Here is a 23615-nt window from a genome sequence, read left to right on the forward strand (position 1 = left end):
GATCTTTCAATGAAAAATACTGAGTGGTAAGCTTTAAAATCCAACAATAATTACATTTAAGCAAACTCCCAATAACCCTGATAAATACCACAGAACTTCAGATTGTTGGGGTTTACAATAAATTTATTTCTGAAGTAAAAGTTTTTTATGTAGTTTTGCCAGCTAATTAAAAAAAATAAACAATAACAACCATGAAAACAAAGTATCTTCTTTGTGCATTATTATGCATAATTAGTCTTGGGAAAATTAAAGCGACTGACCTATATGTACGTGATTTAGGTGTTGGAGGAGCTTATCCTACAATTTCTGCCGCAATAACTGCCGCTAATGATGGTGACCGTATTATCATCAGACCTAAATCGGGGAACGTACCTTATTTAGAGAATCTTACCATTAACAAATCACTTACTTTTGCATCTGAAATTAATTTTAATAAGTATTATGTTCAGGGGACTATTTCTATCGTTCCTGCGGTAAACAGAGTCGTTACAATCAACAACATGTATGCTTTTCAAAGTAATATCTCTACCTCAGCTGTAACTTTATCTGGTGGAAGAGCTACTGTAAACATTATTAATTGTATTGTTGATCTAGACATTAATTTAGCCACTAAAAATGTTACTGCAAATATTCACGGTAATACTTGCAAAAATATCAAGATTGTTCATGGTAAAATTACAGGTAATAATTGTGAAAATGTGACTATATCTGGAGATACAGCTCCATTAGCTACGTCTGAAATATATGTTATTGGCAATACCTCCGGTCAAATTAATCCGTATTCCTCTTATCCAATAAATATTTTAAACAATGACATTATATATGGTGGACTCCCAATTTGGATAACCGATCTTAAACCTGGATCTACAAATACTATTCAAAATAATAGAGTTCAGACCCTGTGGAATAACGCCGCTCCAGTTTATGTCTCGGCAGCTTATAGTACCACAACAGCTAATGTAGTGATAATAAATAACATCTTGATTGGTAATACGAACACAGATAAAATCACCGTAAACCCTAATACACCATTGATAACTGCAATCGCTAATTATAATTTGTCTAGTAATGGTTTTCTTACATCTGGCGTAGATATTCAAAGCAATAATATTGCTAATGCAACATACAACTTGAATCTGAACAATCTAACATCTTCTGGAGCAATAATAAATGCAGGAGTGCCTGATGAAGAATATCAAGATTTAGATCTTAGCAGAAACGATATTGGTCCCTTAGGAGGTTCAAATTCTTGGGTAAACTATTGGTCACTTAATCCTGGCAATAAGCCAAGAGTAATGTTCTTAAATACGCCAAGAAGAGTTTATCAGGGAACCACTACTATTCAGGCAGAAGCAACAGGAATATCTAAATAATAAAAATATGAAAACAATGAACAAAAAAATATTTATAGGTGTTTTTTCATTATTTGTATTTTTATTTCAAGCACAAGTAAAAGTAAATAGTGCAGAATATTTTTGGGATACAGATCCGGGAGAAGGAAGTGCGAATCCATTAACAGCTTTGGACGGAAGTTTTGATAATACTATTGAAAATATTTTACAAAATAACATTACGATTCCAACATCTGCAGGCTTTCACGTTCTTAATGTGAGGGTAAAAGACAGCCAGGGGGTATGGGGACCAATATTTAAAAATGTAATTCATACCGGAACTCCTTCTATTACAGGAGCGGTAAATCTTACAAATGCAGAATATTTTTGGGATGCAGATCCGGGAGAAGGAAATGCAACTGTTTTAACAGCTTTAGACGGCAGCTTTGATAATGCTGTTGAAAATATTTTACAAAATAACATACCAATTGCACAACCAATAGGTTTTCACATCTTTAATGTAAGAGTAAAAGATAACCAGGGAGTTTGGGGACCGGTATTTAAAAATGCTGTTTATATTGAAACCACTGTTTTAGGGACAAAAGAAGTTAAACTTACCAAAAATATAGTTTGCTATCCGAATCCTGCAGATGATATCATCAACTTCAATGCAACCGGTAAAATGAATATTTATTCATCTGAAGGAAGATTAGTACTATCTAAAGATAATATAGATGGAAGCAAAGGAGTAAATGTTTCTTCACTTATTAAAGGAAATTACATTCTAACGATAGAAAATAAAGACGGAAGATTCTCTTCTAAATTTATCAAGAAATAATAATTGTATTGATTTTATAAAAATTTCTACAAAAAATATTTTAAAACTTCCTTCGGGGAGTTTTTTTGTTTCTAAAACTTTCAAAAAACCTATCTTTGCCAACGAAAAATTAGATACATAAAAGTCTAATATCTAAAGTCTAATATCTAACATCTAAAAAAAATGTTTCGATCGCACACAAACGGAGAATTAACGCTCAAAAATCTTAATGAAGAAGTTACACTTTCAGGATGGGTACAGACCATTCGTGATAAAGGATTTATGATTTGGATAGATCTCCGGGATCGTTACGGCATTACACAGCTGGTTTTCGATCAGGACCGTTCTTCGGCAGAACTGATGGAGAATGCAAAAAAACTGGGACGTGAATTTGTGATTCAGGTGACAGGAAAAGTCATTGAAAGAGTCAGCAAAAACCCGAATATTCCTACAGGGGAAATTGAAATTTTAGTTGAGAAATTAACCGTTCTTAATGAATCCCAGCTTCCGCCTTTCACCATTGAAGATGAAACGGATGGCGGTGAAGAATTGAGAATGAAATACCGTTACCTGGATATCAGAAGGGCTCCGGTACGGGATAAATTGATTTTCCGTCACAAAATGGCACAGAAAGTAAGAAATTATCTTTCAGACGAAGGATTTATTGAGGTTGAAACTCCGGTTTTGATTAAATCTACGCCGGAAGGAGCAAGAGATTTCGTTGTACCAAGCAGAATGAATCCGGGCCAGTTTTATGCATTGCCACAGTCTCCGCAGACTTTCAAACAATTGTTGATGGTGGGCGGAATGGATAAATATTTCCAGATTGTAAAATGCTTCCGTGATGAGGATTTGAGAGCCGACCGACAGCCTGAATTTACACAAATCGACTGTGAAATGGCTTTTGTAGACCAGGAAGATGTGATGAATGTGTTCGAAGGCATGACGAAAACCCTGATCAAAGATATCACAGGTCAGGAATTCGGAACTTTCCCAAGAATGACATTTGCCGATGCAATGCAGAAATATGGGAACGACAAACCTGATATCCGTTTCGGAATGGAGTTCGTGGAACTTAACGAATTGGTTAAAGGAAAAGATTTCAAAATATTTGACGATGCCGAACTGGTTGTCGGAATCAATGTTGAAGGTTGTGCAGATTACACAAGAAAACAGATCGATGAGCTTGTTGATTGGGTAAAACGTCCACAAATCGGAGCTTCAGGAATGGTTTGGGCTAAATTCCAGAATGATGGTGTGAAAACTTCTTCTGTGAATAAGTTCTATAACGAGGAAGACTTAGCAAAAATTATCGAAAAATTCGGGGCAAAAGAAGGCGACTTAATGTTGATCCTTTCCGGCAACGAGCACAAAGTAAGAACCCAGCTTTCTGCGTTGAGAATGGAACTTGGAAACCGTTTGGGATTAAGAAAAGGAAACGAATTTGCACCGCTTTGGGTAGTTGACTTCCCTCTGTTGGAATTTGACGAAGAAAGCGGACGTTACCACGCCATGCACCACCCATTCACCTCTCCAAAACCGGAAGATATCCATTTATTGGAAACCGATCCCGGAAAAGCAAGAGCCAACGCTTACGATATGGTACTGAACGGAAACGAAATCGGCGGCGGTTCCATCAGAATTTTTGATAAAGACCTGCAGTCAAGAATGTTTGATTTATTAGGATTCTCAAAAGAAGAAGCAGAAGCGCAGTTCGGATTCTTAATGAACGCCTTCAAATACGGAGCGCCACCTCATGGTGGACTAGCATTCGGATTTGACCGCCTGGTAGCGATCCTTGACGGAAACGAAGTAATCAGGGATTATATCGCTTTCCCTAAGAATAATTCAGGACGGGATGTGATGATTGACGCGCCGGCTGCCATTGCTGATGAACAACTTGATGAACTGGAACTGAAATTAAATTTAAAAGCATAAATTAGAAGCGGAGATTTTTCTCCGCTTTTTTATTTCATTCAAATGACTAAACAACAATTCATTGAATTTATAGAAAATCTTCGTACAGATTTTATTCAAAATAAAGAAAAATGGGAGAACAAAACCATTGAAGATTATCTTGAAGCAATATCTCGTTATACTGAAGATATAGATGGATATTATAAAAACACAAATCAGCATATGGGTTTAGAAAAAGTTGACTGGAAAATTTTCTCTGACATTCTGAAGGGAAGTTCTGTGTACGAATAAAAATTTCAATTCTTACAATTAACATTCAGATTTTACATTAAATACCACACACGCCGCAAACACATTTACACGGCACAATCATTGTACGCCTTTATTGAAAATCAAGACAATGAAAGCAATCTGGAACGGCGCCATTGGCTTTGGCTTAGTAAATATTCCTGTTAAGATCTATTCTGCCACGGAAACTACCAAATTAGACCTGGATATGCTGGATAAATCCGACTATTCCAATATCAAGTTTAAAAGGGTAAATGAAAGTACGGGTAAAGAAGTGAAATGGGAAAACATTGTAAAGGGCTATCTTATGGATGATAAATACATCATTCTGGATGAAGATGATTATGAAGCGGCAAGCCCTGAGAAATCCAAGATCCTTTCTATTGACCAGTTTGTAAAAGAAGAGGAAGTTGATTCTGTCTATTTTGAAAACCCCTATTATTTAGAACCACAGAAAAACGGTGAAAATGCTTACCGCCTTTTACTGAAAGCTCTGGCAAAAACAGAAATGGTGGGCATAGGGACTTTTGTCCTCCGTGAAAGTGAAGCTATTGGGATGATCCGGCCTTATAATGATGATATTTTGGTCCTGAACCGGTTACGGTTTGCCCAGGAAATACGGGATTACAACGATCTTAAAATCCCGGCAAAAAAAGCACCTAAACCGGCTGAGCTTAAAATGGCGGTCAACCTTATCGAACAGCTTTCGCAGGAGTTTGATCCTACGATGTATAAAGATTCTTACTCTAATGAACTGCTGAAAATCATTAAGCAGAAAGCAAAAGGAAAAACCGTAAAATCCAAAAAGATTGAACCTGTTGAAGACGGTAAAGTGGTTGATTTAATGGCTCAACTGAAAGCAAGTTTACAGAATTCCAAATCTAAAAATGCATCCTGATGGCTCTACAAGATTATAACAGCAAACGGAAATTTGATGAAACCAGTGAACCTAAGGGTACGGCTAAAAAAAGCAAAGATCAGTTGATTTTTGTTATTCAGAGACATGCCGCTTCAAGGCTTCACTATGATTTCAGGCTGGAAATGGACGGTGTTCTGAAAAGCTGGGCCGTTCCGAAAGGCCCGTCGTTAGATCCGAAAGACAAGCGCCTGGCCATGATGGTGGAAGACCACCCTTATGACTATAAAGATTTTGAAGGGAATATCCCTGAAGGAAATTACGGTGCCGGACAGGTAGAAGTCTGGGACAGCGGAACCTATGAGCCTCTGGATGAAACCAGCAGGCTTTCTGATGAAAAAGAAATGCTTAAAGAGCTAAAGGGAGGTTCATTAAAGTTTGTCCTGCATGGTAAAAAACTGAAAGGCGAATTTGCTTTGGTTAAAATGAAAAATTCCGAAGGCAATGCCTGGCTTCTCATCAAGCATAAAGATGAATATGCAGAAGAACATTACGATGCAGAAGAACATATTTCCTCCAAGTCTGAAGTTTCTAAATTCCTCGAGGAAAAAAAAAGCCTAAAAACGGGCAAAAAACACACATAACCCCTTATAAAAGATTCAAAGATCCCAGTGGTCTGAATGAAGAGAAAAAGCTTTCTTCTTTTATCCGTCCGATGCTTGCTAAGCTTCATGATGAAGCATTTGACCATAAAGACTGGATCTTCGAAATCAAATGGGATGGTTACAGGGCCGTTGCCGACCTCAGTAAAGATGAACCTTTGTTCTATTCACGCAACGGAATTTCTTTCCTGTCCAAATTTAAAAAAGTAGCTGACGATTTCAGCAAGCAGGAGCATAAGATGATCCTTGACGGTGAAATTGTGGCTTACGATTCGAACGGCAGGCCTAATTTCCAGCTGTTGCAGCAGGTTATGGATAATCCTGACCTTGCTTTGGTTTATCAGGTTTTTGACCTGCTCTGGCTGAACGGACATTCTACGGAAAACCTTCCGCTGATCCAGCGCAAAGAACTTTTAAAGGAGGCTTTAATTGAAACCGATATCATCCGCTATTCTGACCACGTCCATGAAAAAGGGATCAGTTTTTTTGAGGAAATGAACAAAATGAAGCTGGAAGGCATGATGGCCAAAAAAGCTGACAGCGTTTATACGGAAAACCACCGGACCACCGACTGGCTGAAAATTAAATTTTCCAATACCGATGAAACCATTATCTGCGGCTTTACAGAGCCCAGAGGTTCCAGAGAAGGCTTCGGCGCTTTGATCCTGGGTAAATATATTGACGGCGAACTCATCTACTGCGGCCATACCGGTACCGGATTCAGCCATGAATCGCTGCTGGAACTTCATGAAAGGCTTGATAAAATGGCTGTTAAAAACTCGCCTTTTGAGCATAAGCCTAAAACCAATTCGCCCGTTACCTGGGTGCGTCCGGAACTGGTGTGTGAAATTAAATATTCGGAAATTACCAACGACGGTATTTTCCGGCATCCTGTTTTCCTTACGATCCGTGAAGATAAAGAACCGGAGGAAGTCACAGGGACCATCCGATCCATCACTGAAAAACCTGAAGATATGAAACCTAAAACCACTGTTCCGAAAAAAAATAAAGCATCTGATGACGAAACAGAAATTACGCTGAACCGGCACAAAGTGAAACTCACCAATCAGGACAAAATTTATTTTCCGGAAGATGAGGTAACCAAAGGCGATATTGTGGAATATTACCAGTCTGTCGCAGAATACATTTTACCGTATCTTAAAAACCGTCCGCTATCCTTGAACCGGTTTCCTAACGGCATCGAAAAACAGGGATTTTACCAGAAAGATGCCAGTGAAAATATCCCGGACTGGATTAAGACAACCGAAGTGTTCTCGGAATCTACTGATAAATATATCGATTATATTATCTGCAATGACAAAGCTACCCTTGCCTATCTTAACAATTTAGGCTGTATTGATATGAACCCGTGGAACAGTGCAATCCCTGACCTGGAACACCCGGATTATCTGGTGCTTGATTTAGATCCTTCAAAAAAGAATACTTTCGATGATGTTATTGAAACGGCTTTGCAGGTGAATGAAGTTTTAAAATCGGTTCAGATAAAGGGATACTGCAAAACTTCAGGAAGCACCGGAATCCATATTTACATTCCGATGGGCGGACATTATGACTATGACCAGGTAAAAGACTTTGCCTATATCCTGATGAAACAGGTCAACGAAAAACTTCCGGAAATCACCACGCTTGAGAGAAGCCTTCAGAAAAGAAGCACGAATAAAATCTATCTGGATTATCTTCAGAACCGGCAGGGACAAACGCTAGCCAGCGTCTACAGCATAAGGCCGAAAGAAGGCGCATCTGTTTCTATGCCGCTGGAATGGGATGAGGTAAAACCGGGATTAAAGCCAACTGATTTTACCATCCATAATGCTCTGGAAAGAATCAAAGAAAAAGGCGATCTGTTTAAACCGGTTTTAGGAAAAGGGATTGATATGATGAAGGCACTGGAATTGTTGCAGGATATGGAATAGTGTCAAGGAAGTTTCGCTACCAGACTCTCCGGCAATACTTTTAAAATCAGATAGATTATTTTCCATTTAAAATTCGGCACAATCGTGAAAGAATTTCCTGCATCAACAATATGTTTTGCCACATAATCAGGTTCCATAATCAGGGATTCGTTTAGTTGGAGCCCTTCATTGATTTTTGTACGGATATAACCGATCACCAGAGCATTGACTTTAATATTCCGTGAAGCCAGCTCCTGCCTCAATCCGGCCAGGTATTGCGTAAAAGCCGCTTTTGTGCTTCCGTATACGAAATTGCTTTTTCTGCCTCTTACGCCCGAAAGTGAAGACAGCCCGATGATTCTTTCTAACTTTTTATTGTTTTCATCAATGGCAATGATATTGAGGATGGAAACAGCTCCCATATAATTGACCATCATCATCTGCCGGGTTCCTTTGAAATCCCGCAGTGCTTTTTCATTATCCACAAGAAAACCTGCTGCATACACAACAATATCAGGTTTGACGGTAAGCTCATCATAAAATTTCTGATGTGAATCAAAATCAACTGCGTCGAAATATAAAACCGTTACTTTTGATTCCAAATTATTTATCTGCACAAATTCATCCAGTGATTTTGTATCTCTGGACGCAGCGATTACGGCAAATCCTTTTGCTGTATACTGTTTAATGCACTGCTTGGCCACATCTGAATTGGCACCGAGAATAAGGACGGTTTTTTGGAGATCAGGATTCATCCGGCAAAGATAATTTAAACCTTAAAATTTCAGGAATAATTGTGAATGAATATGACGTTATTATGCTTTGACGGAATTAATTACTTTATTGAAGACTTCTAATCTATATTTCAAGCATATTTAAGCAAGAACTAATTCTTACATTCTCAAACTTGCTATCGCTTATTCTAATAAATGAAGGTAAACTGATCATAAAAAAGTTTCGGCGGGGTGAGCTTTGCTCACCCCGCCGAAACGAATATTTTAAACCTGGAAAATTAGTTTTTCTCAGCTTCAATCTCTTTTTTGTCTGCAGGTTTCTCTGCATTTTTTGCTTTATCTCCGAAACGCGTTTCTGTAAACTCTCTTGATACAGCGGCTTTTTCAAATTTAAGCTTTCCGGATAAGGTTTCAATAACAAAACCGTCATCCTGAACCTGGGCAATTCTCCCGTGAAGGCCGGATGTAAGCACAACCCTCGTCCCTACTTTTAAGGTTTCCTGGAAGTTCTTTTCCTGCTTCTGCTTTCTCATCTGAGGTCTGATCATCAGGAAATAAAATCCTACGAACATCACCCCCATCATGATCAGCATCATGGATGAATTTCCTCCCTGCGCAGGAACCTGTAAAAAAACGGATAATATATTCATGTTCTTAAGGTTGGATATTCGCAGTGAATGTTAACTTGATCGGCGCTTTTTCTACGTTGGCAAATACATCGGCAGATTTATTAACGTTTCCGTCAAAGTTCGATGAATCGAAATGCAGTGTAACTTTTCCTTTTTTACCGGGCATGATCGGCTCTTTCGTAAAGTCAGGCACTGTACATCCGCAAGCCGGTTTTACTTCTGAAATTACCAAAGGATTGGTTCCTGTATTGGTCACTTCATATACATGCTCTACTTTATTTCCTTTTTTAATGTTTCCGAAATCAAAGTTGCTTTCAGAAAGGGCAATTGTTGTGAAAGGCTGGTTAGAAGCCGGCGCAGCAGTAGCAGCATCAGCTGAAACCGGAGTTACGGCAGAAGAATCACCGGAAACTGCAGCAGGTGCATTCATAGATGTAGAATCTGCAGCAGTCGTTTCCGTACCTGTTGTTTCTTTGTTTTCTTTTTTGCATGAAACTAAACCAAGGCCTATAACAGACAAGGCAATAATTGATAACGTCTTTTTCATATAATTGATTTATATTCTATTTTGATCTTTACAATATTTATCTAAAATCCCGTTAACGAAGATATTTGAACGGTCGGTTGCAAATACTTTGGCAATTTCGATATATTCATTGATAATAACTCTTGAAGGCGTAAAAGGAAAATTATCCAGTTCCGTAATTGCTGTTGACAGAATGACTTTATCCATCAGGGAAACTCTCTCCAGATCCCAGTTTTCAAGTCTTTCCTTCAGTTTTTTCTCGTTATTCTCCCAGCTGTCCAGTGTATTCCTCAATAACTTCAGGGCAAAGGTTTTATCCTCATCATCCTTAATCATTTTAATTAAGGTCCTGCTTTCTTCATTTTCCTTCAGGAAACCGATTGTCTTCTGAACCATTGAATTGGCAATGTGGATATCATCATACCAGGAAATTTCCTTATCCCCGAGATAATCATGGAAATCATCATTTTCCGCAATATATCTTAAAAACAGTTTTCCGATGAATTTCTGGTCTTCTTCAAAAGAATATCCCTCTTCTTTCATAAAATCCTGATACCTTTTTCCTCCCGTCATTCGCTGAAAGGTCTTTACAAGAAGATCATCATGAAGATCCCATTTCAGCTCCTTATGCTGACCTGTAAAAAATAACCGCTCGGGATTTTCTTCCAGCTTTTTTAAAACCTGATTGTTGATGAATTTTTGGTTAGGATTGGTATTTGCATCAGACTTGATGTATTTGTTTTTACCGATTTCAATCTGATGTTCCGCCAATTCTTTAAGCGCAACCAAAAAGTTAAGTTCATAGATATAAAGATGGTAGATTTTCTCTATTCCATAGAACATATTCTTCTCCAATACATCAAACTTTATGGGGTTTTGATAATATGAGTACACAGCCTGTACTGCTTTTTCACGGATTTGTCGTCTTCCTAACATTCAAAGAGCTTTTTATGGGCGCAAAGATACAAAATTTTAAATTGATGAAATTCTCAGGCTGAGTACATTTTTCGTAATTTTGTAAAACTTTATGAAAGCGCTAAAAACTCTGAACCCCTATTTCTGGAAGCACAAAATATTATTATTTTGGGGGGTATTATTTATCATTGCCAGCAACTTTTTCAACATATATAAAATCCAGTTCGTAGGAAAATCGGTGGATGTATTAAAAGATTCTGCCGAAAATGGAAGCCTCGGATTTAATCAGCAGGTTCTGATCTACGTAGCAATAATCGTCGGCTGTTCTTTACTGACCGGGTTTTTCACCTTCATGATGCGGCAGACCATCATTGTAGCATCCCGACGGATTGAGTATGAATTGAAAAATAAAATCTACCGGCACTATCAGGATCTTTCTTTAACGGACTATAAGCAGACAACCATCGGGGATTTAATGAACCGTTTAAGTGAGGATGTTGTTGCGGTACGGATGTATTTGGGCCCTGGTGTGATGTATGTAGCCAACCTGATTGTCCTTGTTGTTATTACAGCCATCTACATGCTGAAGACCGATGTTTCAATGACGCTCTGGACATTGCTTCCACTTCCTATTTTATCGTACGCTATTTATAAAGTAAGTTCTGTAATCAACAGGAAGTCGAAAATTATGCAGAAAAGCCAGTCTGCCATCTCAACATTCGTCCAGGACAGCTTTTCAGGGATCAGGGTGGTTAAATTTTTTGCCCGTGAAAAATATATTGAGAAAAATTATGGCGTAAAAGTGACCGATTATCAGGATAAGGCTTTGGATCTGGCAAAAACCGAAGCGTATTTCTTTACCATTATCTTATTTGTTATCGGATTGCTGAATGTTGCCATCATATGGATCGGCGGCCAGAAATATATTGCCGGAGAACTGAGCATCGGTAAGATTGCAGATTTCTTTATGTATATCAATACCTTGATTTTCCCTTTCTCAATGGTCGGCTGGGTAACTTCTGTCAACCAGAGAGCGGAGGCATCCATGCAGCGAATCAACGAATTCATGGATAAGAAATCTGACATCGTCAATACAAATTTTGAAAATTACCCGATCAAAGGCAATATTGAATTCAGAAATGTTTCTTATGTCTATCCCAATACAGGAATTAAAGCCCTGGATAATATCAGCTTCACGGTAAAGGCGGGAGAATCTTTAGCCATTATGGGAAAAACCGGAAGCGGAAAATCTACCATTGCCCTGCTGCTGTGCAGGCTGCTTGACCCTACCGAAGGTGAAATCCTGATTGACGGCAGGAATCTGAAAGACCATAATCTTGAAAACTACAGAAACTTTATCGGGTATATCCCACAGGAAAGTTATCTCTTCTCAGACTCTATTGAAAACAACATCGGTTTTGCAGTTGACCATCCTACCCATGAAAAGGTAGTGGAGTATGCCAGAATTGCTGATGTCGACAAGAATATTGTGGGATTCAAAGAACAGTATAAAACCATGGTGGGTGAACGCGGGGTAATGCTTTCCGGGGGCCAGAAACAAAGGATCTGTATTGCCAGAGCCCTGATCAAAGACCCCAATATTATCATTTTTGATGATTCGCTGTCTGCTCTGGATACTGAAACGGAACAGAATATCCTTGAAAACATTGAAAGGAAAATCATCAACGCCACTTCCATAATCATTACACACAGAGAGTCAAGTGCCCAGAAGGCTGATAAAATTATAAACCTTACTGAAATTAACAATTCCTTAACCGCTTAGCAGTTTCATTCACAAATGTTAAATAAATCATAAAAATAATTTTGTGATTAAAAGAAAACTTTTATATTTGTTCTTAACAAGATTAAAAAATATCTAACAATGAGTGAATACAAGGAACGCCATGAAAATGAAATTTTCACCAAGGTGTTAAAAGCAGGGAGAAGAACTTATTTCTTTGATGTGCGCGAGACGAAAGCAGGGGATTATTATCTTACGATTACCGAAAGTAAAAAGAACTTCGGAGAAAATGGAGAAGCCACATTTGAGAAGCACAAAATTTATCTTTACAAAGAGGATTTTAAAAGTTTCCAGGAGATGTTTAATGAATCTACAGATTTCATCATTAATGAGAAGGGAGAGGATGTAATATCTGAAAAGCATGACAAAGACTTCAAAAGCAGATCATATACGATTGATTCTGACGACGAGGTTTAGAATATTAAAAAAAAACACAAGCATCTGGAAAAGAAGATGCTTTTTTTGTGGTCTGATTTTAAGAAATTATAAAGGTATACCCGTAAAAGTGTACCTTTTTTAGTTCTGAAATTTTAAACGTCACATCACTTCTCTCCTGATTTGAGCCAGGATCGTAGGGTCCTGTATTTCACTATCTTTTGCCAATAACAAGACTTTAGACAGTACTTCAGCAGATTTCGGGTCATCATCGGCGAAAGGTAAAAACAGTCTTCCCCTGTGCTGGGAATGAACAGCAAGAATCGATAAATATTTCCCAGGATTGGGTGAAATTCATTCTTCGACACGAGGTCGAAAAAAATCATAAAAAAAGTCTGTTTTCACTAGTTGTGAGACAGACTTTTATTGATAAAAACAGCTTTGGTAAGCTTTATATTTATTTTATTTTTTAACAATTTTAAATGTTTTCACCTCATTATCAGAAGTTACTTTTACTAAATAAGTTCCAGCAACTAAATTAGAAGTATCAATTTTAAATTCTTTAGCATTTAATTCCTTAACAAACACTTGCTGACCTATCATATTATAGATTACTACAGAAGTAATTGTTTTATCATAAGAAAGGTTTAAAAAATCTTTTACAGGATTTGGGAATAATAATGGGCTAGATTTAGATTGAGCAAAAGAATCTGAAGCTAAAATACCGTTTAAATTATAAACTCGAACATGACCTGAATTGGTACCGTTTCCGTCATTATAATTGGAACCAACAGCTAAAATACCTCCATCTGATGACAAAGAAATACCATAACCACAATAGTCACCTGCAGCTTCTCCATTAATATCCGAGCCTATTTTTGTCCATACACCTGAAATATTACGATAAACACGAACATGACCCGAATCAGTACCGTTTCCATCATTTTGATAAGCACCAATAGCCAGAATGCTTCCATCTGCTGATAAACAAACGCTATGACCACTATAATCATTTGCAGCTTCTCCATTAATATCAGATCCTATTTTTGTCCACACACCTGAAACATTACGATAAATGCGAACATGACCTGAATCAGTACCATTTCCATCATTTAGACGTGCGCCAATAGCTACAATACTGCCATCTGAAGATAAAGCAACACTTCTGCCACTTTGATCATTTGCGGCTTCTCCATTAATATCAGCTCCTATTTTTGTCCAAACACCTGATACATTTTGATATACACGAACATGACCTGAATCAGTACCGCCTCCATCATTTTGAGCGGCACCAATAGCTACAATACTTCCATCCGATGATAAAGCAATATTATAACCGCTATAATCATTTTCAGCTTCTCCATTAATGTCAGCTCCTATTTTTGTCCAAACACCTGATATATTTCGATACACACGAACATGACCTGAATTAGTACCGTTTCCTCCATTATATCGAGCGCCAATAGCTACAATACTTCCATCTGATGATAAAGAAATACTTTCACCACTTTGATCATATGAAGCTTCTCCGTCGATATCAGCACCTATTTGTGTCCAAACACCTGATACATTTTGATACAAACGAACATGACCTGAAAGATTACCATTTCCATCATTTGCATTAGCACCAATAGCTACAATATTGCCATTTGATGATAGAGAAACACAAACACCACTTAAATCAACATTTGCTTCTCCATCAATATCAGCACCTATTTGTGACCAAACACCTGATACATTTTGATACACACGAACATGGCCTGCATCATCAGTACCACTTCCATTATTTTGAGAGGCACCAATAGCAATAATATTTCCATTTGATGATAAAGAAACACTCCTACCGCTATAATCATTTGCAGCTTCACCATTAATATTTGATCCTATTTGAGTTTGTCCAAAACAAAATAATGGGAATAATAAAACAATAATTGTTTTTTTCATAATTTATTTAATTTGAATTCTTTTTCAGATGATTTTTTTGTTTTTAATAACAACACATCATTATGATGATTTTTCATGTTGTGGACTGCAAAAATATACTTTCTTTATGGAGGGGTCAAACAATTAATTAAAATTTGAATACCATATAGTGTTTTATTAATAAATATTGGTAATGACGCAAAAACTTAAAAAAAACACTGAACTTATTTAAGAAAAATCCCCATTACCTAGCCTGAGATTAAATGCACCAAGAATTTATTAAATAAAGTACTGCATTTTAGAATAAAATATGATTTAAAGTGGAATGTAGGAATATTATAAAATAAAAAAGTACACCCGTAAAAGTGTACCTTTTTTAGTTCCGGAATTTTAAAATGTCACATCACTTCTCTCCTGATTTGAGCCAGGATCGTAGGGTCCTGTATTTCACTGTCTTTTGCCAATAACAAGACTTTAGACAGCACTTCAGCAGATTTCGGGTCATCATCCGCGAAAGGTAAAAACAGTCTTCCCCTGTGCTGGGAATGAACAGCAAGAATCGATAAATATTTCCCCGGGACCTGATGCACAACGGCACTGCCCAAATGCACGCTGTATTCTGCCATCTGCCCTTTAATCAATACATGGGATCCTTCAATGCTTATATTATCCAGCTTAAATAATCTTGCCGTTTCCTCCATCAATACAGCCCTCATTTCAACAGATGAATGGCTGGCTTCCGGGTCTACTCCACCTACATGGGCCACGGAAACCACCAAATCTATATCCCGCATCACTTCTGAAAACACCCGGGGATCAATTTCTTCAAAAGGAATATTTTTATAATCTTTTAAAGAATGGAATTCTATAGTTTCCAGTGTCGGACTTTCCACGTCAGCCGGTGAAAACCAATCTGCCACAGCATAGAGCTTTACCTGAAAGCCTTCTTTATGATAAACTTTTTGCAGTCCTTCTTCATAATCCACTTTCCAGCCTCTTGTTTTTAATAACGCCAATGCCTGTTTCGGCTGAATCTGATGTCCTGCATAACGGCGGGATATTGATTTTTCCTGCAGTTCATCCGGTGTAGGAACATACAGCTCCCTGAAAACCTGTTTAAACGGCTGAACCAGTCTTTCTTTGAAGCAATAATGCTGAAAATCGCTCCAGACAGAATGTTGATGGAGATCTACACAGTGGGCAATTCTCAATGTACTTTCATCGTTCAGTTCATGAATTTCACCCTGGGCGTCTAACAGATTCCCACCATGATAAAATCCTATCTTACTGTTGTCTGAAATAAATAACAGTTTCTCCAGATGTTTTACAATAACCGGATGCTCAAAAAGGTTTTTAATTTCAGCATAGAAGAACTTATCGCCTCTGATCATTGCTTCCTCCAATCCTTTTCGGGAGCGGGACCATTGTTCACGCATGATTTTACGGTGATTTCCCAACTCTACAACCGCTTTATCTTTTTTAATTTTCGGAGGAATGGATTTCAGCTGTTTATCGTCTCTGAAAACCACCAATTCAGCTTTTCCGCTATCTTCTATAATTAAACCAACGGTAACCCCGTCAATAGTTACCTGGGTCTCTTTTGATAAAAGATTCTGAATCTGCCTGGTTTCCATCGCCCAGGTTAACCGGATCGGATCCGGATATCCTGCATTTCTGGCTAAGTTTTCTAAAGCAACACGAATTGCCAGCGCCTCACTCGCCTGTTTCATTGAACCGAATTCTTTGCTTTCTTTCTTGAATTGCTGAATATATTCGTACCGGTTTAAAACATCTTTCTCAGGATTTGTCTTGCTTAAAGGGACAAGTCCGTACACCCGAAGGTAATCCTGGTCACGCTTGTCTTTTACTTTTGTGGTTACCTCTTTTATTTTTAAATCGCCTGTTAAGGTATCCGAATATAACTTGGCCCTTCTGTGGCCGTTTCCTTCAGAAATATATTTTGCCGATTCATACAACATTTCCCAACGGGCTTTTCCCAATTCCCGGTAAGCTTCTGTAAACCAGTCTTTATCCACCGCTCCATCCTGAAACTCCTGAACATCAACGGAAGAATATTTAGCCACTTCACTTTCAAGACTTGAATTCTGAGCCTGATAAGAACCCGTTTTTGTATGGGCATGCATCCACCAGATGGCAGAATCCAGACCTTTCCAGCCTAAATAATTACTGATGAACTTCTGCCACTGCGGAGCATATACCGCAGCCTGGATCAGGCGAAGCTCCGCAATTTTTTCTTTTTTCATCATTTCGTTAAATGATTCCTGCGTATCACTTTCCAAAGGATAACAGTTCGACAAAAGATAAGAAAACAGCTTTTGCTTCGTCATACTTTCACTGCCATAACTGAATATATAATTCGCATATAAATTTGACTTCCCTAATCCTCTTAAAATCTGTACGAATCGTTCAGCGCCGTATATCGTCTGGAATTCCTGTACAAAGTGAGAAACGGCAGTGCCGGCATCCCCACGAATAAGTTCTATATCCAGAAATTTATTCTGTATTTCATCAATCACAGGCTTTAAGAAAGTGAATATGTCCAGATATTTTTCGTTGTGATGATAGAATTTCGTTGTTGTAAGATCTCTGATGGCTCTTTCTGCTGTGAAAATCCCTTCATACAGTTCATTTTTGGTAATAATTTTTAATTCATAAGCCTTTCCGAATAAATAGAAAGCAGGCACCGTATGCTGTATGTTTTCTTTCAATCCGTTAAACTGCATCCATCGGTATAAATTCCAGACTTTTACAAATTGCTCATCGCTTAGCTTTTTTAACGGAATGCCCTGCAAAAACACATTGAAAAAGCCTGAAGACTGCCATCCGTTTCCGGTATTACTGTAATAGTAGTCATTTTGTTTGGCCTTGTAGTTAATGATATCTTCGGGAAGATTAGCAAATAAAGTACTGCAGGCATCAATCAGAAAATCGGTCTTTTCTCTAAATGCAAATTTATATTCCAGAGACTCAAGGATGCTTTTAACCGGGCTATTCCAGTAATAATCGTTTTTAAGAGGATTAGGAATAACATCTTTATAATAGAATACATACTTTTCCAGAAAATCCCTGAACTTTTTACGGTCACAGCTTTCAACAAACGTAAGTAAAAACAGATCTCTCGGCTCCAGCTTAGAATCTTTATACCACTGTTCCCAAACTTCATACAGGGGATAATTTTCCGTTAGCTGTTCCGGTGTGAAGCCTTCAGTTTTATTTTTTATCTGGCGGAAATTATTTCCTAACAGCACTTTTATTACTGAATCGTTCCAGTCTTCAACTTCATATTCGTAATCTTTATATTCAAGGAATAAATCATTCAGCTTTTTTAATTCTTTTTTAATATGGTCCAAAGGCTGCGTAAAACCGTATGTATCTTTTTCCGTTGCTTTTGCATAGACCGAATCGGCTTCTACTTTTGGCAGTTCATATTTTGATTTTACAGAAGGATCATAAAAACCGAATCCGTTTTCGGCAGAAAGAATTTCCTTGTCTTCGGAAGGGTTGATCTGATCCAGCAAGCTTCTTTCCCTATCTGAAATCTTTGTTTTTTCAGCATATTGCATCGTCCAATTTTTAATCTCACCGGACAGCCTTTTATCCTTCTGAAGCTGAAGCATAATATCTAAAGAAGCGGTTCTTTGCTCAATATCACCTTTAACCGTTAATTCATCTGCCAATGGCATCAATACAGAATCTTCCTGCTTCATCATCAATTCGATCAGTTTTTTACGGAGTGTTCCGCCTTTTCTTTTAAATAAATCAAATAAGCTCAGCGCTTCTTCTTTATTTAGAGGATTCTGCTGTAAAACATTGATTCCTGACGCAACCAACGATTCTCCTCTGTCTCTGATAATTTTAAAGGCAAATTCTTTTTGGAAGGGCGTTACGGATTTTTTCTTTTTCTCAAAATTGTAGGAATAAGAATAACAGTAGAAATCGCCTAAAAGGTTTCTTGTTAACTGCTCTCTTAAAGCTAAATCAAACTGATCGAAATAAGACAATATCAAATCCAGCTTTTCATTGTCTTCTCCTACCAGATAGAACATTGAGGCATAAAAATCACTCTTCCTGAATGCCGCATGAAGCCATGAAAAAACCTTGCCTTCGAATTTTTTTTCCTTAACCTCAGTTTTCTGGATTAATTCATGAATTTTTTCAAAGAAATCCGGGTAGTCTTTATTATTGATGAAAAATTTAGAATCTACATTTACGCTTAACAACGCAGACATCGGCTGCCCTGCAAAAGCCAGAACCTGTACATCACCATCCAGAACAGCTTTGTAATACAGGGGCATCTGAATATAAGGATCTCCGGTTTCCGCAGCGAACTTTATGGCCAGACATTTCTTTTCGATATTGCCTTTATCAAACAGCTGATGCAGATACGGAACTGTCTGTTCCACATCCCAGACACCCTGAACCCAGAGCGCCATATAGACTTCATTATTGTTTTTACTCTTTACAGCTTCAGAAATTTGTCCGGGATTGTTAAAGTAAGTATTGGCCAGCGAAACAATATTTTTAACAACAGTTTCTTTTTCAGATTCCCAGCCAAGGCCTGTCCAGGTTCCGATAGCCCTTACAACAGATGAAAAACGGGTCAGTTTATTTTCAACAATTACATTCGTCAGGTATTGCAAAGCCTGTGTATTGGTTTCATCGAGAGCTTCTAAAACAGTCTGCCGTAAACCTTCCTGCCGCTGGGCAGCCAATAAGAGTTTTTCTACCAATTCCCAACAATGCTTCTGCTCGCTGTTCAGTAAAGCCTTTATAATATTTTGTGAAACTTTTCCTTCAGGGTGTTTATTGAAAATAATATCTTCAATCAACTGATAAATGTCTTTATTTCCTGTATCAATTGCCGCCGACCAAATATAAAACTGGCTCATGTTATTAGACAACTGGGTATCATAGATGATCTGCTCTTCCAACGAAATATCATAGGACTCATATCCCGAACTGTAAGAATAGATACTTGGAAGTTCCAGCAAAGTTCTCATTAAATTAACCTGATTCAGCAGAGCAAACCTTTCATTATTCGGTGCACGGAATGAACGGCGGTCATAACCTGTCTGGTACATTTTGAAAGGCATTTTGTTCCATGCATATTTTACCAGATCTGCCTTATCGCCAAAGAAATACACCAATAAATCATAGTAATCTTTATCTTCCCAGATATTGCTTTTAATATATTCCTTTGCTTTTTCAGCTGCTGAGGAGCCTAATGTAGGAGGTTCATAATGATCATTCTTGCCCAGAAGCAGCAATCCGAATTCTGCAACTTCCTTTTTTAGTTTAGGTTTAGAAAAAAGTTTGGATAGCAATCCTTTTTCTGCCTGTTCCTTCAGATCTTTTTTTAAGTTCCTGTGGTAATCGACAATTTTTTTCGATTTTAATTTTTCGCTGATTTCCATTGATGTTGTGATTTAGTGTATTATAATTACCAATAGCTTCCTGACAAAAAGGTGAGCCGGATAAAAGTAAAGGTATATTGTAAATTTAAGTCGATGATCTGTGTAAGACTTTCAATAGGTTCGTCGTTATAAAAAACAGCAAACATACCGTCTTCAAAAGCCTGAATCGCATTTTCCTGTGCTTTTTGCAGATCTGCTCTTTTTTGATTATAAATGCTCCCAAAACCAACCTTTCCCGTATCTGTTAAGATATTCAGATAATTTTCCTGCGGGATTTTGGAAAGGTCTTCATCTTCCAGCTCAAATGATTTTGTATTGAATGCTGTCACCTGCTGTTGCACAACCCGTTGTAAAAGATGTTCTAATGAAATATGACTTTCGTGATGCGCAATTTCAATACTTTGCTCTGCAAGAACAGGATGCTTCCTGCCCAGTTGTTTTACAGTGACTTTTATTTCCATATATCTTGTAGATTGTAATTCTAAAAATAGGAAAATATTTTCACTACCACATTTTACAATTCTCAGTTATTTATAATCATAAACAGATTTGTAAGGGATGACTGCAGTAAAAATTCTTTTTTGAAAAAAAAGATGGCAATGAAATGCAGGAAACAGCGCCAAAAATAGAATTTAAATAATTATCTATTCGCTTAAATTATATATCCGAATCAGCTGTACGGAAGATTTTTTAGAATTTTTGAAAATAATAGAATGGAACACGCTTTCAAAAGATGTATGAAATAAAAAAAGCATACTTTAAAAGTATGCTTTTTAGGGTGAATGAGGGGTCTCGAACCCCCGACCTTCGGAACCACAATCCGACGCTCTAACCAACTGAGCTACAATCACCGTTTTGTGAGTGCAAATATAGGAAATGTTTTTTAATTACCAAACAATTCCGTCAAAATTTTTCATCGCAATCAGCTTCTCAGACGTAAATCCCTCAGCATAAGTCACTCCCGATAACCGTCCTAAATCCTGAGCACGGTACGTGAGGCTTTCAAAAAAATCCTTTGAAGTAATTGGTGTTTCCGGCTCTTTTGAAGTCGGGTCATAAAACTGGGTTTTGTATGCCATACAGGCTTCAATTTTCTTATCCAGATGCTCAGAAATGTCGATTACAAATTCCGGTTCAATATTTTTCCACTGGATATAATGAAAAATCAGTTTCGGTCTCCACACCTCCTGGTTTTCTCCATCCAAAATTGTTTCTATTTTTCTCAGTCCGGCTAAAAAGCACGCATCCGAGACTAATTTCGCTGCTTTTGCATGATCCGGATGTCGGTCATCAATTGCATTGGCCAAAACGATTTCCGGGCGGTATTTGCGTACCATTTTTACGATCTCCATCTGGTATTCTTCAGAATTTGTCAAAAACCCATCTTTCATCCCAAGATTTTCCCTTGCTAAAACACCAAGAATTTTTGTGGATGCTGCTGCTTCCTCTTTTCTGGTCTCATCAGTTCCGCGGGTTCCGAGTTCTCCTTTGGTAAGGTCAACAATAACACAAATTTTTCCTTCTGAAACCATTTTCGCTATTGTTCCGCCACAACCCAGCTCCACATCATCCGGATGGGCACCGAATGCAAGTATATCTGTCTTCATCTGTTATTTTTATTTTTAATTGGTCAAATGGAACGCCCAGTTAATTCCTTTATTTTAAGATTCATTAATTTCCGGCGTTTCATATTTTCAAAGATAAGATTTAAACAAAAACTTCCCAAACTTAATGTTTGGGAAGTCAATATTATAATAAGACTAAAATTATTTATTAATCTCAGCGTTCAGTTTTACGGCATCCTGATACGTAGGATCCAACTGTACTGATTTTGCTACATATTCTTTGGCTTTTGCCTGATCAGAATCTTTAGACAGATAAGCTACTGCAAAATAAGCATACGCTAATGTCTGCTTGTTGGCCTCAACTTCTGCAGGTTTTACCGTGCTGATATACTTTTCATAAGCCATTTTAGCGGCATCATTGTTAGCTGCCTGCTGATAAGAATATCCTAAGCTGTAATATCCGGGAGCCCAGTCAGGAAGAAGCGCATTCATCTTCTGCCATGTCATAATAGCCCCGTTCCAGTTTTTTGCGTCCTGATATGCAGTTGCCAGCTTAAACAGTGAATCTGAATCCTGAGCATTGGCTGCTACCTTCTGTTTCAGACCTTCAATTGTCGGGTTTGTAGGCCCGGCATCTACATCAGACTGAGAAGCTCCGCCTCCTGCAATTTTCACCAATTCCATATCCCACTTCAGGGTTTCGTCTTTTGCTGCTTTTGCAATTCCTACTTTCTGCTGTGCTTCAGTCATTAAAGCAGTTTTTTTAGCTGCATCCTTTTCTGTTTTTGCCAGACCGGCAGCAATTAGCCCCTGTAATCCCTGATCGGCAGGCTGAACTCTTGATTTTTCTGCCTGTGAAATGAAATTATCAAGGTTTTGCTTTGCTTCTGCATAGTTTCCGTCCGCATACAACTGATAAGCTCTTAACTTAAATTTAATAGGATCATTGATCTTATCAAAGATTTTATCTAACACCTGCTTAGAGTTTGCATAATCTTCATTGGTAAAATAAAGCTTGGCAATCTCTAATTGAGTGTAAGGATCTTCATCAGCATATTTCGTGTAATTGATCAAATCCTGAGTCGCTTTTGCATTCTGCTGGTATCTGATATCATATGCTGCCAAGGCCTTATAAGCCGGTGCATACGTCGGATCAGTAGCAATTGCTTTGTCTATGCTTGTTTTAGCCTGCTGCCATTGTTGTGCTGCCATCCATAATGTCCCGATTCTTGTATATACGGAAGCTTTATTCTTCGCTAAAGGAAGTGCCTTGTCATACGCAGTCATAGCGTCTCCTGGCATTCTCTTTAATCTGTATGCATCACCCAGTGTATAGTAGTAATATGCAGGAACTTCTTTTCTCTGAGCTCTTTCGATGGCTTTATTCAGAAACTGAATGGCAAGATCAGGAGAGTTGTTCTTTTCAAATAATGTCAAAGCTTCAGCAGCCCTGAACAATACTTCTGCATCTTTCTCTCTTGAATCACTTACAATCTTCTGAATTTCAGCAATTGCATTCTTATCACCTTTTCCAAGTTTAACCGTTGCTAAACCAATTTTATTTAAATAACTTTTGCTGTCTGCAGCAATACCTTTATTAAAGCTGTCGGTTGCTGCCGCAAAATCAGGCTCACCCTGCTTTAAGTAAGTATTTCCTAAGTAAAAATAATTCTCAGCAGTTGGTGCTGAAGCAATCATGTTCGTAAAATTAGTTTTTGCCTGGGCATACTTGTCGCTATCCATACTGTTAATTCCATCCTGTACCGTCTGTGCAAAAGCAAAGTTGGTAAAAAACACCACAGCTGCTCCAAAAGCAATCTTTTTTACATTCATATTCATTATATCTTTCATTTTTTTATTTATAATTGACATTATATGTCCACAATTTCCAGACCAAAATAATATATTTATCTGGGTTACAGATACAC

At 37.8% G+C, this 23615-nt stretch carries 18 protein-coding genes and 1 tRNA gene; 9 read left to right on the forward strand and 10 right to left on the reverse strand.

Features of this window, described 5'->3' with window-relative positions; genetic code table 11:
* Positions 1-191 precede the first annotated feature (191 nt).
* From ASE55_RS01620 to ligD, 7 genes are all read left to right on the forward strand, one after another.
* A complete protein-coding gene (locus tag ASE55_RS01620) occupies positions 192-1373 on the forward strand; it encodes a hypothetical protein (protein ID WP_056214638.1) in 1182 nt (393 codons plus the stop codon).
* Positions 1374-1380: 7 nt separating this feature from the next.
* The gene (locus tag ASE55_RS01625; protein ID WP_056214641.1) at positions 1381-2169 is read left to right on the forward strand and encodes a T9SS type A sorting domain-containing protein; all 789 of its coding nucleotides are present in this window, start codon (positions 1381-1383) and stop codon (positions 2167-2169) included.
* 162 nt (positions 2170-2331) lie between these two features.
* Positions 2332-4086, forward strand: coding sequence for an aspartate--tRNA ligase (gene aspS / locus ASE55_RS01630; RefSeq protein ID WP_056214643.1), 1755 nt, complete (start codon positions 2332-2334; stop codon positions 4084-4086).
* Between the two features lie 42 nt (positions 4087-4128).
* Entirely contained in the window at positions 4129-4356 is a 228-nt protein-coding gene (locus ASE55_RS01635; protein WP_056214646.1) for a hypothetical protein, read from the forward strand.
* 109 nt (positions 4357-4465) lie between these two features.
* Positions 4466-5251, forward strand: coding sequence for a Ku protein (locus ASE55_RS01640; protein ID WP_056214649.1), 786 nt, complete (start codon positions 4466-4468; stop codon positions 5249-5251).
* Positions 5251-5853, forward strand: a complete 603-nt coding sequence (locus ASE55_RS01645) for a DNA polymerase ligase N-terminal domain-containing protein (protein ID WP_056214651.1) — start codon at positions 5251-5253, stop codon at positions 5851-5853. The genes ASE55_RS01640 and ASE55_RS01645 overlap by 1 nt, the downstream gene beginning before the upstream one ends.
* 71 nt (positions 5854-5924) lie before the next feature.
* Entirely contained in the window at positions 5925-7805 is a 1881-nt protein-coding gene (gene ligD, locus ASE55_RS01650; protein ID WP_056214654.1) for a DNA ligase D, read from the forward strand.
* Positions 7806-7807: 2 nt separating this feature from the next.
* Here ligD and ASE55_RS01655 read toward each other — a convergent pair whose 3' ends face one another.
* The 4 genes from ASE55_RS01655 to ASE55_RS01670 all read right to left on the reverse strand — a co-directional run bounded on the left by ASE55_RS01655 (position 7808) and on the right by ASE55_RS01670 (position 10609).
* Positions 7808-8539, reverse strand: coding sequence for an SDR family NAD(P)-dependent oxidoreductase (locus ASE55_RS01655; RefSeq protein ID WP_056214656.1), 732 nt, complete (start codon positions 8537-8539; stop codon positions 7808-7810).
* A 257-nt stretch (positions 8540-8796) separates the two neighbouring features.
* Positions 8797-9168, reverse strand: a complete 372-nt coding sequence (yajC, locus tag ASE55_RS01660) for a preprotein translocase subunit YajC (protein ID WP_056214659.1) — start codon at positions 9166-9168, stop codon at positions 8797-8799.
* A 4-nt stretch (positions 9169-9172) separates the two neighbouring features.
* Positions 9173-9694, reverse strand: a complete 522-nt coding sequence (locus tag ASE55_RS01665) for a DUF1573 domain-containing protein (RefSeq protein WP_056214661.1) — start codon at positions 9692-9694, stop codon at positions 9173-9175.
* Between the two features lie 9 nt (positions 9695-9703).
* Positions 9704-10609 carry a transcription antitermination protein NusB gene (locus ASE55_RS01670; protein WP_056214664.1) on the reverse strand — a complete coding sequence of 302 codons (906 nt, stop codon included), beginning with the start codon at positions 10607-10609 and terminating at the stop codon, positions 9704-9706.
* 91 nt (positions 10610-10700) lie between these two features.
* On the opposite strand from ASE55_RS01670, the gene ASE55_RS01675 reads away from it, so the two are divergent.
* Both ASE55_RS01675 and ASE55_RS01680 read left to right on the forward strand, forming a co-directional pair.
* Positions 10701-12371, forward strand: a complete 1671-nt coding sequence (locus ASE55_RS01675; RefSeq protein WP_056214667.1) for an ABC transporter ATP-binding protein — start codon at positions 10701-10703, stop codon at positions 12369-12371.
* A gap of 99 nt (positions 12372-12470) precedes the next feature.
* A complete protein-coding gene (locus tag ASE55_RS01680) occupies positions 12471-12806 on the forward strand; it encodes a DUF3276 family protein (RefSeq protein ID WP_002976288.1) in 336 nt (111 codons plus the stop codon).
* 420 nt (positions 12807-13226) lie between these two features.
* On the opposite strand, the gene ASE55_RS01685 is transcribed toward ASE55_RS01680, so the two are convergent.
* The 6 genes from ASE55_RS01685 to ASE55_RS01710 form a co-directional block, all read right to left on the reverse strand.
* On the reverse strand, positions 13227-14708 hold the full coding sequence (locus tag ASE55_RS01685) for a T9SS type A sorting domain-containing protein (RefSeq protein WP_056214670.1): 1482 nt from the start codon (positions 14706-14708) through the stop codon (positions 13227-13229).
* 377 nt (positions 14709-15085) lie between these two features.
* Positions 15086-20122: a DUF4132 domain-containing protein gene (locus ASE55_RS01690; protein ID WP_056214673.1), complete on the reverse strand. Its 5037-nt coding sequence runs from the start codon at positions 20120-20122 to the stop codon at positions 15086-15088.
* A gap of 26 nt (positions 20123-20148) precedes the next feature.
* A complete protein-coding gene (locus ASE55_RS01695; protein WP_056214676.1) occupies positions 20149-20583 on the reverse strand; it encodes a hypothetical protein in 435 nt (144 codons plus the stop codon).
* 315 nt (positions 20584-20898) lie between these two features.
* Positions 20899-20974, reverse strand: a tRNA-His gene (locus ASE55_RS01700).
* A 35-nt stretch (positions 20975-21009) separates the two neighbouring features.
* Positions 21010-21729 (reverse strand): bacillithiol biosynthesis deacetylase BshB1, encoded by a 720-nt coding sequence (gene bshB1, locus ASE55_RS01705; protein ID WP_056214679.1) that lies wholly within the window; start codon positions 21727-21729, stop codon positions 21010-21012.
* 159 nt (positions 21730-21888) lie between these two features.
* Positions 21889-23538 carry a tetratricopeptide repeat protein gene (locus ASE55_RS01710; protein WP_056214787.1) on the reverse strand — a complete coding sequence of 550 codons (1650 nt, stop codon included), beginning with the start codon at positions 23536-23538 and terminating at the stop codon, positions 21889-21891.
* Positions 23539-23615 lie beyond the last annotated feature (77 nt).

It is taken from the genome of Chryseobacterium sp. Leaf201 (assembly GCF_001421435.1).
In the GTDB taxonomy this organism is placed as follows: Bacteria; Bacteroidota; Bacteroidia; order Flavobacteriales; family Weeksellaceae; genus Chryseobacterium.